The organism is Weizmannia agrestimuris, from assembly GCF_943193165.1.
In the GTDB taxonomy this organism is placed as follows: Bacteria; Bacillota; Bacilli; order Bacillales; family Bacillaceae_C; genus Weizmannia; species Weizmannia faecalis.
Genome location: NZ_CALPDC010000001.1, coordinates 22259 through 34601, shown reverse-complemented (window position 1 = coordinate 34601; position 12343 = coordinate 22259). Strand labels below are relative to the sequence as shown.

Genomic DNA, 12343 nt, shown 5'->3' with positions numbered 1-12343 from the left:
ATTCTTTACGGCTTCTTTTTTTCTTCTTTCTGCAAATTGGATAAAGCCGTTTGCGCAGCCTGCTGTTCCGCTTCTTTTTTGGAGCGGCCTTTTCCTGTCCCGAGCGCTTTATTGTTTAGCGACACGCTGGAGATGAACTCCTTGTCATGCGCAGGGCCGCGTTCATCGAGAATCGTGTATTCCAACACACCGGATGTTCTTTTTTGGACGTACTCCTGCAACTTGCTTTTATAATCCGCCGTGCTACTGAAGAGGCCCTCGTCAATTTTCGGGAATACGACTTTTTCAAGGAGGGAAACAACAGCCTTTAACCCCTTGTCCAAATAAAGCGCGCCGATAAACGCTTCAAACACATCGGCTAAAAGAGCCGGGCGCGTTCTGCCGCCGGTCATTTCCTCGCCTTTACCGAGCAGGATATACTCGCCGAAATGCAGCTCATTGGCAAAAATGACAAGCGACGGCTCACAGACGACGGACGCCCGCAATTTCGTCATTTCCCCTTCGTTCATCGACGGGAACCGATTAAATAAATAATGGGAAACGGTCAGTTCCAGGACGGCGTCGCCTAAAAATTCAAGCCTTTCATTGTCGTGCCTGCGCTTTTCCGGATGCTCGTTCACATAGGAGGAATGCGTAAAAGCCTGTTTCAGCAGGTTTACGTCTTGAAAATGGATCCCGAGTTGTTCCTGCAGGTTGCCGAATTTGTTTACTACATGTTCTTCATCTGATTTTATTTTTTTACCCATCGTTCATCCACCCGATATCTTGATATAGTTTCAACTTAACTTAAATATATAGAAAAATACTGCTGAACGCAAAGGCATCTCCCAGGACCCGGGCGGTCGTAAATAGGCAAAAAGGGATCGCGCTTTTTTGCCCATTTACCATCCTCAGGCAGGAGACGATTGACGCCGGATTAGAGAAAAATGTCCCGCTTTATGGGGCGGGACATTTTACATGAAGACGATTACTGCTGATTTTGTATGTAATTTACAGCGTCACCCACTGTTACAATTTTCTCAGCATCCTCGTCAGAAATTTCCATTCCGAATTCATCTTCCAATTCCATCACCAATTCCACTACATCAAGGGAATCAGCGCCAAGATCTTCTTTGAATTTCGCTTCCAGTGTAACTTTGGATTCTTCGACACCAAGGCGGTCAACGATGATCTTTGTCACACGCTCTAATACGTCTGCCATGCGGTTCACCTCCCCTCAAGGTATTATAGAGGATTTTTTATAATTAATAAAGTGAAACTTAAAAACAAGCTTTGCCGCAACCGTTACATGACCATTCCGCCATCGACGTGGATCGTTTGCCCGGTGATGTAGTCGGAACTGCTGCTTGCCAAAAACAGGGCAGTCTTTGCCACATCTTCCGGCTTGCCGAAACGGGAAAGTGGGATTTGGCCCAGCATGCCTTCTTTGATGTCTTCCGTCAGCTTATCGGTCATATCCGTTTCAATCATGCCCGGGGCAATGGCGTTTACAGTAATACCGCGGCTTGCCAGCTCACGCGCCGCCGTTTTTGTAAGCCCAATGACGCCGGCTTTGGCAGCGGTATAATTGGCCTGACCGGGGTTGCCGCTGATGCCGACAACCGAGGCAATATTAATGATTTTGCCGCTCCGCTGCTTCATCATCGGCCGCGCCGCCGCTTTTGTGCACAGGAAGACCCCTTTTAAATTGGTATCGATGACTGCATCCCATTCTGCTTCTTTCATCCTCATCAAAAGGTTATCCCGGGTGATGCCGGCGTTATTCACCAATATATCAAGTTTGCCGAATTTTTCCAGCACCTGTCTGAACATTTCCTGCACTTCCGATTCATTCGAAACATCAGCCCGGATGGCAAAGGATTCCACACCATAAGAACGGACGGCGTTTACCACTTCTTCCGCTTTTTCAGCATTCCCTGCATAGTTGACCACAACATGCGCGCCGGAAGCGGCAAACGCAAGCGCGATTTCGTGGCCGATGCCGCGGGACGCACCGGTCACAAGCGCAACTTTGTCTTTTAAAAGCATTCGGTCTCCTCCTCCATTATTTTTGCAGCGCGCCAACCGCAGCTTCCAGGGTTTCCATATCCTGGACGGCATATGTTTTTACGCTGCGGTCAATTTTCCGGATTAATCCGGAAAGCACTTTGCCCGGCCCGACTTCAATAAAGGTATCAACGCCGAGGCTGATCATTTTTTTGACAGAATCTTCCCATAAAACAGGGGAATAGAGCTGGCGGATACAATTTGCTTTGATGTCCTGAGCGCCCGTTTCCACTTCGGCATCAACATTGGCGATCACAGGAACCGCCGCATCCCGGATAGCAATTTCGTCAAGAACCGCCTTATATTTTTCCGCTGCCGGCTCCATCAATTTGGAGTGGAAAGGCCCGCTTACCTGAAGCGGGAGGACGCGTTTCGCCCCTCTTTCCTTGGCAAGGGCGCCCGCTTTCTCAATTCCGGCAGCTGTCCCGGAAATGACTATCTGGCCGGGACAGTTCAAATTCGCGAGCTGGACCGTTTCCCCTTCACGGCTCACTTCATCTGCAACTTCCTCTAGCACGCCGCGGTCAAGCCCGAGCACGGCGGACATTGCCCCGGCACCGTTCGGGAATGCTTCATCCATATATTCGCCACGTTTGCGTACCGCATATACGGCATCTTCAAAAGACAAAGCGCCAGCTGCCACAAGCGCCGAATATTCGCCAAGGCTGTGCCCGGCTGTGAAATCTGCATGGATGCCCGCTTCCTGAAGCACCTGTAAAATCGCAGTGCTTACCGTTAAAAGGGCCGGCTGGGCATTTTCGGTACGGGTCAGTTTGTCCAGCGGGCCGTTTTGAATGAGCCCGGATAAGTCCATCCCAAGCTTTTCATCTGCTTTTTGAAAAACAGCCGCCGCTTTTTCATTTGCACCGGCAACCGACTGCCCCATGCCAACCGTCTGGGATCCCTGCCCCGGAAAAACAAATGCTATTTTCCCCATCTCTTTTCCTCCATCCTTACTTTTGTTCAAGTTGTTGAATTGCGTGTTTGATTTTGCCGGTGACGTCAGACTGTACCATTTCACGCGCCTGCCGCACCGCATTGTAAATTGCATTGGCGTTTGATGACCCGTGTGCTTTAATGACGGGCGCATTCAGCCCCATTAAACCCGATCCGCCGTATTCCGAGTAGTCCATGATATTTTTCAGGCCTGACAGTTCTGATTTGATCATCGCAGCGGCCAGTTTTGTCTTCAGATTGTGCATGAACACTTTTTTGATCATGGAAAACAAGGATCCGGCCGTACCTTCAATCGTTTTCAGCACCATATTGCCGGTAAACCCGTCTGTGACAACGACATCCGCCGCCCCCTCGAGCAAGTCGCGGGCTTCAACATTGCCGGTAAAATTCAAATCAGTTTCTTTTAAAAGTTGAAATGCTTTTTTTGTTAATTCATTGCCTTTCTTTTCTTCTGTTCCGATATTTAAGAGGCCGACGCGCGGATTTTTTAAGCCTCTTACCTTTTCGGCATACAGCGAGCCCATGATGGCAAACTGCAGCAAATGTTCCGGCTTGGCTTCCGCGTTTGCGCCGAGATCGAGCATGACAAAACCGCGCCCGTCCGTTGTCGGGAGCACCGGGGCAAGGGCCGGCCTTTCAATACCTTCAATCCTGCCAACCACAAAGAGACCGGATGCCATTAGAGCGCCCGTATTTCCGGCCGAGATGCACGCGTCCGCTTCCCCGTCTTTCACGGCTTGGGCCATACGCACCATGGAAGAATTTTTTTTGCGGCGAACTGCCCGCACCGGTTCGTCTGTTCCAGATATTACCTCATCGGTATGGATAACGGCAACGCGGTCAGACGTTTCCAGTTCCTTCCTGATTTGCGTTTCGTCCCCGAACAGGATAAACGCCGTGTCCGGAAATGCGTTTACAGCCCGGTTAATCCCTTGTACAATTTCTTTTGGGGCATAATCCCCGCCCATTGCATCAATTGCTAATTTCATTCTGTTCAGCCCCGTTTCTAAAATCAAGCTTTTCCCGTGCGAAAGTTTTCCCGGCCATGCCGCAACCGGGGTTGCCGGTCCCCGGGAAAATGGTTTACCTGTCCGCGAAGCATAGTTAAGCACTGCCGCCTTTTCCGGCATGATCCCGATACATTTCAAATTCGCCTTTAAAGACGAGGTCACGGCCGACATAGCTTTCAACAAACACAGTCGTTCTGCCGTTTTCCTGATTGACGTTCGCCACTTTTGCCTTGGCAATGACGCGGTCGCCGATTTTCGCGGACCGCAAAAACCGGATGGTGGCTTTCGCCGTGAGGGCCAGTTCATCATCAATGACGGCAACGGCAAGCGAGTTGGCCTGCGCAAACAGATGATGCCCGCGGGCGATGGCGTTTCGCTTAAAAACATGTTCTTTTTTGACATCAAAAATAGAGATGGCGCTGCGATCCAATTCGATATCGATCACTTCCCCGACGACTTCTTCGATCGGCAGCGCCCTTACTTCATTGGCGAACCGCTTTTCAGCAACGTTTTTGATCCTTTCCCGCAGTTCCGGAATGGAAAGCTCCAGCCGGTCAAGGCGGATCGTCTGCACGCTGACATGGTATTTTTCCGCCAGTTCTTCATCAGTAATAAAAGGATTCTGCCTGATGGTTTCCTGCAAACTTTGCTGCCGGTCCTTTTTTTTCATTTTCATGGGTGACACCATCCGAAATTTTAGGACTTGGTACTAATCGTAGTATATAGAAAGAAAAGGAAGTTTGCAAGAATTGCCAAAGCTGCCCTGGCAAAACGCAAACTCCCTTTAGTCCAGTTTCTCCCCTTCGAGCACACCTGATGCTTCAAGCTGGCGCCGCAAGTGTGAAAAAGCCGGGCCATGCCAGAATGTATCGGAACTGATCAATTGCTGCGCATCCTGCCTGGCTGTTTCAAGCGCCCGGAAATCATGGACCATATCGGCCACTTTAAATTCCGGCAGCCCGCTTTGTTTTTTTCCGAAAAAATCGCCGGGTCCGCGAAGCTCGAGATCTTTTTCGCTCAAAACAAAGCCGTTGTCCGTTTCCGTCATAATTTTCATCCGCTCTTTGCCGATTTCTGTTTTCGGGTCGGCGAGCAAAATACAATACGATTGCGCATCGCCTCTGCCGACACGGCCGCGCAACTGGTGAAGCTGGGCAAGGCCGAACCGTTCGGCATCATAAATGACCATAATGGTCGCATTCGGCACATTGACCCCGACTTCGACAACCGTTGTCGACACAAGCACCTGAATTTCGTTGCGGCTGAACGCTTTCATGACTGCTTCCTTTTCGTCACCCGGCAGCCTGCCATGCATCAGCCCGGCTGTATACCTGCCATTAAAATATTGGTTTAAAATGGCATACACATCAATCGCGTTCTGGACGTCAAGCTTATCGGATTCCTCGATGAGCGGACAAATGACATACGCCTGTCTGCCTTTTTTGAGCTCTTTTTCGATAAAGCCGAGCACCCTTTCGAACAGATTGTTTTTCACCCAGTACGTTTCAATCTTTTTCCGGCCAGCTGGCATCTGGTCAATGACAGAAACATCCATTTCGCCGAACACGGTGATGGCAAGCGTCCGCGGAATGGGCGTCGCCGTCATAAAAAGCACATCCGGATTCATCCCTTTTTCGCGAAGGATCCGTCTTTGCTCAACCCCGAACCGGTGCTGTTCATCTGTGATCACAAGGCCGAGCCGCGAAAATGCCACATCTTCCTGAATTAAAGCATGCGTGCCGATTAAAATATCGATACCGCCAGTTCCAAGCTGTTCCAAAAGCGCTTTTCGCCGTTTCCCTTTTACGGTGCTCGTCAGTAAAGCGACCTGGACGCCGTGCGGTTCGAGCAGCTGGCAAAGCGATTCGGCATGCTGCTCGGCGAGAATTTCCGTCGGGACCATCAGTGCCCCTTGAAATCCCGCCGTCACCGCAGCGTATAGCGCAATCGCAGCAACGACCGTCTTCCCGGAGCCGACATCCCCCTGGAGTAAACGGTTCATGCGGAACGGCGACTTCATGTCCGCGCAAATTTCGTTTACCACTCTTTTCTGGGCGGCCGTCAATGAAAACGGCAAGGAGTCGATAAAATGTCTTAATTTCCGCACATCATAGCGGATGGCCCGGCCGTTTGAATGTTCGCGCTCGAATTTCCTTAACGCCTGCATCTTCAGCTGAAAAGCCAAAAACTCTTCGTATACAATGGTCCTTCTCGCCATTTTCACTTCTTGTTCCGATTTTGGGAAGTGCATCGCAAACATGGCCTGCTTTTTCGGCATTAATTTATATTTTGCAAGCATTTCTGCCGGGAGCGCCTCTTCGATTTCACTGCCATAAGCATGAAAGGCGGATTGAATGTATTTGCGCAACGTTTTTACCGTCATTTTTCCTTTCACCGCATAGACGGGCCCGAATCCGGACGTTTGATCAGCCGTGCCTGTTTTTACGGATTGGGCCGTAATCGTCTGCCGGTGCATGTCCCATTTTCCGGTAACCGTAATCTCATCATGGACATGGATTTTCTTTTTCAAATACGGCTGGTTAAAACAGACAACCGTAATGAGAAAATCGCCTGCGAACACTTTCATCGACAGGCGTGACCGTTTTTTTGAATAATAGATGAGGGAGGGTTCGCTATGCACCCTCCCCGTCACCGTCACCCGTTCATCATGCCCGACTTCACGCAAATCTTTGAGCCGGTCATCTTCATACCGGAAAGGAAAATAAGTAAGCAGGTCATAGATGGTAAAAATCCCCATCTGCCCGAGGCTTGCTTCCGTTTCTTCGCCGATCCCTTTTAAAACGGATACCGGCAGATCAAGCGGGCTATTCATGCAGATCAAGCGGCATACCGAAAATTTTGGCTTCCAGTTTCCGGGCGGTCGGCGTATCCGCCAAGCCTCCCCGCGCTGTTTCTTTGAGCGCAGTCGGCATCTGCTGCCCGACGCGGTACATCGCATCAATCACTTCATCGCAAGGGATCCGGCTTTTAATGCCGGCAAGCGCCATATCTGCCGCAACCATTGCATTGGCCGCCCCCATTGCATTCCGTTTCACGCATGGTACTTCCACAAGACCGGCAACAGGATCGCATACGAGGCCGATCATATTTTTCAACGTAATGGCCATCGCATGGGCACATTGATCCGGTGTGCCGCCCGCCATCTCAACGATAGCCGCGGCAGCCATCCCGGCGGCTGATCCGACTTCTGCCTGGCAGCCGCCTGCTGCGCCGGAAATAAACGCATTATTGGCCACCACAAAACCGAATGCGCCGGCTGTAAATAAGAAACGGACCATTTCTTCACGCGTCGGATGCAGTTTGTTTTTGACCGCAAAGAACGTTCCCGGCACGACGCCGGCAGAACCGGCTGTCGGCGTTGCGCAAATCGTTCCCATTGCCGCGTTCACTTCATTTGTCGCAACGGCTTTGCTGACGGCATCCAAAATGGTGGCGCCGGATAAGAAATTGCCTTTTTCAATATATTTTTGCAGCAGTACGGCATCGCCGCCCGTAAGCCCTGAGTGGGAGTGGACGCCGGCAATCCCTTTTTCAACTGCTTTTTCCATCACAGCCAGATTTTCATCCATCTTTTTTATGATGGCTTCCCTCGATTTTCCGGTTACTTCCATTTCTTGCTCTATCATAATTTCCGAGATTTTTTTATTTTGCTGTTCGGCCAGTTCTACAAGCTCAGCAACATTCCGAAACATAATTTCCCTCCTTCAATATCCATGCTGCTTCTCCTGGCACAGGCAAGGATGCACGCACATTTTTTAAAGACAGCCAAAAGAAAGCGCCACCTGCTTAGCAGCTGCGCTTTTTTCTCACTATTAATCTACAACTCTTGCAACCTGGGTAATATTCGGGAGCTGCTTTATCTCTTCAATGACGGCGTCATCGAGATTCTGGTCCACTTCGATAGCCATCAAGGCCATCTTTCCGGCTTCTTTGCGCGATACTTCCATATGGCCGATATTGATTTCATGTGCTGATAAAATATTGGATACGGCCGCAATCGCCCCGTAGCGATCCTGGTGAACGACGAGCACAGCCGGATGGTGGCCGGATAAATGCAGTTCAAAGCCGTTCAGTTCTGTCACTTCAATTTTTCCGCCGCCGATTGAGATACCGGTCAGTTCCATATCTCCCGATGCGTCGCCCATCCGGATCTTTACCGTGTTCGGGTGATCCGTGACGGCGCTTTCCACGAAAAACTTTACCGAAAGTCCGTGCTGTTCCGCAATCTGAAGAGAAGATTTGATCCGTTCATCATCCGTGTCAAAATCGAGCAGGCCGCCGACAATGGCAACGTCTGTGCCGTGACCTTTATAGGTGGTCGCGAACGATCCGTAAAAATGGATGTCTGCCCACTGTGGCTGCCTGCCGAATAAGCTTCTCGCCACCCGACCGATGCGCGCGGCACCTGCTGTATGGGAGCTCGAGGGCCCGATCATCACCGGGCCGATAATATCAAAAACACTTTTATATTTCATTGCGCATCACACCCACATTATTGTGTTTTTTCGCGATTTCAATCTTGGTGGGTGCGCCCCGTTTTTCAGGCCGCACCCGCCGTTGTGCTGATTTTAAAGTTTGCCGGGCAAAACCGGGTTGGTTCGGCCGGCTCGCCCGAACTGGAACCTTTTTACCAAAAAAGAATGGATGAAAGCTTTGCACTTGAAAGCGCTGCAACAGATGAAAACAAACAGCAGCGGATGGTGCATTTTTTCGTATTCAGCAAGCTCTTTTTATAATATGCGGGCAAGCAATCTTATTCCACTGCCAAAATAAAGGAATATAACGGCTGCCTGCCTTCATGGACTTCGATTTCTATCTCCGGCCAGTTGGTTTCAATATAGGAAACGAGTTCGTTTACCTGTTCCTTGCTGACATCTTTTCCGTATATGACGGTGGCAATTTCATCTTCCGCGCCGATCATGTGCGAAAGCAGCTGCCCGGATGCTTCCAACAGGGCAGGACTCGTTTTGACGATTTTCCCTTCGTAAATCCCCATATAATCCCCTTTTTTGATGGAGATGCCGTCAATATTCGTATCCCTGACCGCATTGGTAACCTGGCCGGATTTCACGCGGCCGAGCGCTTCTTCCATTGCTTGGACGTTTTTGTCAAACGGCTGTCCGGGGTTAAATGCGAGCAGCGCCGCCATTCCCTGCGGCACGGTTTTAGACGGGACAATAGCCACTTTTTCTTCCGCTAGTTCCGCTGCCTGCTCGCTTGCCATGACAATATTTTTATTGTTCGGTAAAATGATGATTTGTTTTGCGTTTGCCTCTTCAATGGCTTTCAATATGTCCTCGGTGCTCGGGTTCATCGTCTGGCCGCCTTCAATGACAACATCGGCGCCGATGCTTTTAAACAGCGCAGCGATTCCGTCCCCCATGGCAACCGTAATCACACCGTAATCTTTCTTTTCTTTTTTCTCCTGTTCCGCTCCGTTTTCGCCAACAAGCGCATGATGCGTTTCGCCCACTATCGCGCTGTGCTGCTCGCGCATATTGTCCACTTTTAACTTAATGAGGCTGCCGTATTGCTGGCCGTAGTTCAAAACATCACCCGGGCGCTCAGTGTGGACATGGACTTTCACGATATCATCATCCGAAATGACCAGGAGGGAATCCCCGAAACGGCTCATATCACTGCGGAACCGCTCCTCCGAGAATGTCTTGGCGGACGGTTTGGAGCGGTCGAGCCTGACCATGATTTCCGTGCAGTACCCATATTTGATATCTTCCGTACGCATAAAGTCCTGCACATGCTTATGGTGTTCGGCGTTTACGAGCTCGTCCATTGACGGCATGACGGACGGTGTATCCGGCAGCTCTTCCCCTTTTAACTCGGCAAGAAAGCCTTCATAAATAAAAACAAGCCCCTGGCCGCCGCTGTCGACCACGCCGACTTCTTTTAACACCGGCAACATGTCCGGCGTCCGGCTCAGCGTCGTTTTCGCTTCCCCGAGGATCGCTTCCATGACTGCCGCCAGATCCTTTTCGGTTTTCGCCGTTTGCACGCCTTTTTTGGCCGCTTCCCTTGCAACGGTGAGAATCGTTCCTTCAACCGGCTTCATGATCGCCTTAAAAGCGCTCTCGATCCCGGCCTGAAAAGCCGCTGCAAACTCTTTTGCGGAAATATGCGCTTTTGTTTCAATCGATTTGGAGAAGCCGCGGAACAGCTGGGATAAAATCACGCCCGAATTGCCCCGCGCGCCCATCAGCAGCCCTTTTGCAAAACTTGCGGCAACGGACCCGATATGCGCCTGGACATTTTTTTGCACTTCCTTTGCACCGGAAGTCATCGTTAAATTCATATTTGTTCCCGTATCGCCATCAGGGACAGGGAATACATTCAGGGCGTCAACCGTTTTGGCATTTGCCGCAAGATGGTTCGCCCCTTGTATGACCATTTCTGCAAAACGCTTTCCATCCAGTGATGTAACCACAAAATTTCCTCCTCGTTACGGGTTCGCGACACGCACGCCCTGAACGTAAATATTAATGGCATCAACTGATAAGCCGACTGTTTGATTCAGCGTATATTTTACTTTCTGCTGGACGTTGCGGGCGATTTCGGAAATTTTTGTCCCATAGCCCACAATAATATACATGTCAATTTCCACTTTTTCATCCTGTTGACGCACAATAACGCCCCTCGAGAAGTTTTCTTTGCGCAGGATTTCTGTAATGCCGTCTTTGATTTGATTTTTCGAGGCCATGCCGACAATGCCGAAACAGTCGATGGCTGCACCTCCTGCAAGCGTGGCGACGACTTCATTCGATATATCAATTTGTCCATAATGCGTATTTATTTCAATCGGCATAAATCGCTCCCCCTTATCTTCACTGTTTCTAAACCGGATTTGACCTGCTACCGCCATTGTACTATAAGACAGGGTACATGGAAAGCAGAGCAGGCCTGCATTGTTATAGTTTACCACAAAACAGGGTGCTCTGCATGTATACTCACCGGCAAGACTTGCATTGTGTCTTCCAATATGATAAATTATTATAGTGAATTTTTAACGAAAAATGAAGAGATGAAAGCATAAATATGTTCTATTTCTGCTTTGCAACAGAAGGAGGGAATACAATGCCGAAAAAATGTGCAATTACAGGACGTAAAACGGTATCCGGCAATAAACGTTCTCACGCCATGAACGCAAACAAACGCACCTGGAAAGCGAACTTGCAAAAAGTGCGCATTCTGGTGGACGGCAAACCGCAACGCGTCTGGGTTTCTGCCCGCGCTTTGAAATCCGGGAAAGTCGAACGTGTATAAGGCAAAAACAGGAAGCCGGGCATCCGGTTTCCTGTTTTTTTTGCGGCAAAAAAACCGGCGCGCCGCCGATTTTCCCGCTGTGTAGAATGAACTGCCCCACGAACCGCCATGCGTCCATTTTATCTCTTATCCTTTTTTAAAAGTCCCCAGCATGGCCCTGACAATACCGCCCAAAAATTTAGGCAGTTTAATCGTATAAAATTTCATGTATGTCCCTCCCCATTCAAATACAATCCGGGTCTCCCGCACATTATATTCATGCGTAAGCGAAAAGGATACAGCCTGCTTGTTCATGAAATATCATTAATCATGGCTTCTTACCATCATTAATATGCCGCTTGAAAAAGAAAAAGTACCAAAATCACGGATTAGTTCATTGCTGACACAAAGGGTGGTGCCCCTTACAATATGCCGGTTTTCAAGCGGATACTTAAATCCGGTTAAAAAGATCCCTTCTACCTCTTCCGTCAACGGGAGAAAAGAAACATACGGATACGCATCCATTTTTTCAATCGTATAAGTTCCGGGCAAAAACATTTCCACGAGATTCTGCCTGTCGATCATTTCTATTTTTCCTTTAAATTGCAAAGCTTTTTCATGTACAAGTAAAAGGACATTGGTAAAAGCATGATCGAGCCGTCCGCCGGTAGCACCAAAAATGCGGATCACATCCGGATCCTGGCTGATTGCCCACATCAAGGCCAGCTCCATATCGGTCTCATCTTTTTCGGGCTGGAATTTGCGAATATGCTCAAGTTTCCGGTTGATCCAGTCCCATTCTTCCTGATTGACAGAATCAAAGTCGCCAAAGGCCATTTCCGGGATGATCCCTTGTTTAAGCAAATGCAGCACGCCCCTGTCTACACCTGCCCATGCCGCTCGTTTGTCCTCCGCATATGGCGCAAGATCCGGTACATTTTCGGGCGGGCCGCCTGCTAAAATATAGATTTTCTTTTCCATGCCTCATTCCCCTTTTATACGACGGATTTAAGACAACCTGATGCTTTGTCCACTCCCCGCGGGTTTTTCATGCA

General features: G+C 49.6%; 14 protein-coding genes. 1 reads left to right on the top strand and 13 read right to left on the bottom strand.

Going from position 1 to position 12343, the window contains the following annotated elements; translation table 11 throughout:
• Window positions 1-5: 5 nt before the first annotated feature.
• From rnc to NFR98_RS00120, 11 genes are all read right to left on the bottom strand, one after another.
• Complete coding sequence (gene rnc / locus NFR98_RS00170) at window positions 6-746, bottom strand: ribonuclease III (protein WP_017551508.1); 741 nt, start codon at window positions 744-746, stop codon at window positions 6-8.
• 221 nt (window positions 747-967) lie between these two features.
• Window positions 968-1201: an acyl carrier protein gene (acpP, locus tag NFR98_RS00165; protein WP_014095485.1), complete on the bottom strand. Its 234-nt coding sequence runs from the start codon at window positions 1199-1201 to the stop codon at window positions 968-970.
• 83 nt (window positions 1202-1284) lie between these two features.
• Complete coding sequence (fabG, locus tag NFR98_RS00160; protein WP_017551507.1) at window positions 1285-2028, bottom strand: 3-oxoacyl-[acyl-carrier-protein] reductase; 744 nt, start codon at window positions 2026-2028, stop codon at window positions 1285-1287.
• A gap of 16 nt (window positions 2029-2044) precedes the next feature.
• Window positions 2045-2983 carry an ACP S-malonyltransferase gene (fabD, locus tag NFR98_RS00155; protein WP_017551506.1) on the bottom strand — a complete coding sequence of 313 codons (939 nt, stop codon included), beginning with the start codon at window positions 2981-2983 and terminating at the stop codon, window positions 2045-2047.
• 16 nt (window positions 2984-2999) lie between these two features.
• On the bottom strand, window positions 3000-3992 hold the full coding sequence (plsX, locus tag NFR98_RS00150) for a phosphate acyltransferase PlsX (RefSeq protein WP_026104619.1): 993 nt from the start codon (window positions 3990-3992) through the stop codon (window positions 3000-3002).
• Window positions 3993-4107: 115 nt separating this feature from the next.
• Window positions 4108-4689, bottom strand: a complete 582-nt coding sequence (gene fapR, locus NFR98_RS00145) for a transcription factor FapR (RefSeq protein WP_017551504.1) — start codon at window positions 4687-4689, stop codon at window positions 4108-4110.
• A gap of 108 nt (window positions 4690-4797) precedes the next feature.
• Window positions 4798-6846 (bottom strand): ATP-dependent DNA helicase RecG, encoded by a 2049-nt coding sequence (recG, locus tag NFR98_RS00140; protein ID WP_104851380.1) that lies wholly within the window; start codon window positions 6844-6846, stop codon window positions 4798-4800.
• The gene (gene sdaAA, locus NFR98_RS00135; RefSeq protein ID WP_017551502.1) at window positions 6839-7726 is read right to left on the bottom strand and encodes an L-serine ammonia-lyase, iron-sulfur-dependent, subunit alpha; all 888 of its coding nucleotides are present in this window, start codon (window positions 7724-7726) and stop codon (window positions 6839-6841) included. Before sdaAA ends, recG begins: the two co-directional genes overlap by 8 nt.
• A gap of 120 nt (window positions 7727-7846) precedes the next feature.
• Window positions 7847-8509 carry an L-serine ammonia-lyase, iron-sulfur-dependent subunit beta gene (gene sdaAB / locus NFR98_RS00130; protein WP_061086431.1) on the bottom strand — a complete coding sequence of 221 codons (663 nt, stop codon included), beginning with the start codon at window positions 8507-8509 and terminating at the stop codon, window positions 7847-7849.
• Window positions 8510-8787: 278 nt separating this feature from the next.
• Window positions 8788-10473, bottom strand: coding sequence for a DAK2 domain-containing protein (locus NFR98_RS00125; protein WP_017551499.1), 1686 nt, complete (start codon window positions 10471-10473; stop codon window positions 8788-8790).
• Window positions 10474-10488: 15 nt separating this feature from the next.
• Window positions 10489-10851 carry an Asp23/Gls24 family envelope stress response protein gene (locus NFR98_RS00120; RefSeq protein WP_251459507.1) on the bottom strand — a complete coding sequence of 121 codons (363 nt, stop codon included), beginning with the start codon at window positions 10849-10851 and terminating at the stop codon, window positions 10489-10491.
• A gap of 269 nt (window positions 10852-11120) precedes the next feature.
• Between NFR98_RS00120 and rpmB the strand changes: the two genes are divergently transcribed.
• Complete coding sequence (gene rpmB / locus NFR98_RS00115) at window positions 11121-11309, top strand: 50S ribosomal protein L28 (protein WP_013859045.1); 189 nt, start codon at window positions 11121-11123, stop codon at window positions 11307-11309.
• Between the two features lie 126 nt (window positions 11310-11435).
• On the opposite strand, the gene spoVM is transcribed toward rpmB, so the two are convergent.
• Window positions 11436-11516, bottom strand: a complete 81-nt coding sequence (gene spoVM, locus NFR98_RS00110; protein ID WP_017551496.1) for a stage V sporulation protein SpoVM — start codon at window positions 11514-11516, stop codon at window positions 11436-11438.
• A gap of 96 nt (window positions 11517-11612) precedes the next feature.
• The gene (locus tag NFR98_RS00105) at window positions 11613-12269 is read right to left on the bottom strand and encodes a thiamine diphosphokinase (protein ID WP_014095494.1); all 657 of its coding nucleotides are present in this window, start codon (window positions 12267-12269) and stop codon (window positions 11613-11615) included.
• Window positions 12270-12343: the final 74 nt, after the last annotated feature.

What these genes read in the sequence shown, in the direction of transcription:
- rnc (WP_017551508.1), bottom strand. Translation starts at nt 746, where the DNA reads ATGGGTAAAAAAATAAAATCAGATGAAGAACATGTAGTAAACAAATTC.
- acpP (WP_014095485.1), bottom strand. Translation starts at nt 1,201, where the DNA reads ATGGCAGACGTATTAGAGCGTGTGACAAAGATCATCGTTGACCGCCTT.
- fabG (WP_017551507.1), bottom strand. Translation starts at nt 2,028, where the DNA reads ATGCTTTTAAAAGACAAAGTTGCGCTTGTGACCGGTGCGTCCCGCGGC.
- fabD (WP_017551506.1), bottom strand. Translation starts at nt 2,983, where the DNA reads ATGGGGAAAATAGCATTTGTTTTTCCGGGGCAGGGATCCCAGACGGTT.
- plsX (WP_026104619.1), bottom strand. Translation starts at nt 3,992, where the DNA reads ATGAAATTAGCAATTGATGCAATGGGCGGGGATTATGCCCCAAAAGAA.
- fapR (WP_017551504.1), bottom strand. Translation starts at nt 4,689, where the DNA reads ATGAAAATGAAAAAAAAGGACCGGCAGCAAAGTTTGCAGGAAACCATC.
- recG (WP_104851380.1), bottom strand. Translation starts at nt 6,846, where the DNA reads ATGAATAGCCCGCTTGATCTGCCGGTATCCGTTTTAAAAGGGATCGGC.
- sdaAA (WP_017551502.1), bottom strand. Translation starts at nt 7,726, where the DNA reads ATGTTTCGGAATGTTGCTGAGCTTGTAGAACTGGCCGAACAGCAAAAT.
- sdaAB (WP_061086431.1), bottom strand. Translation starts at nt 8,509, where the DNA reads ATGAAATATAAAAGTGTTTTTGATATTATCGGCCCGGTGATGATCGGG.
- NFR98_RS00120 (WP_251459507.1), bottom strand. Translation starts at nt 10,851, where the DNA reads ATGCCGATTGAAATAAATACGCATTATGGACAAATTGATATATCGAAT.
- rpmB (WP_013859045.1), top strand. Translation starts at nt 11,121, where the DNA reads ATGCCGAAAAAATGTGCAATTACAGGACGTAAAACGGTATCCGGCAAT.
- spoVM (WP_017551496.1), bottom strand. Translation starts at nt 11,516, where the DNA reads ATGAAATTTTATACGATTAAACTGCCTAAATTTTTGGGCGGTATTGTC.
- NFR98_RS00105 (WP_014095494.1), bottom strand. Translation starts at nt 12,269, where the DNA reads ATGGAAAAGAAAATCTATATTTTAGCAGGCGGCCCGCCCGAAAATGTA.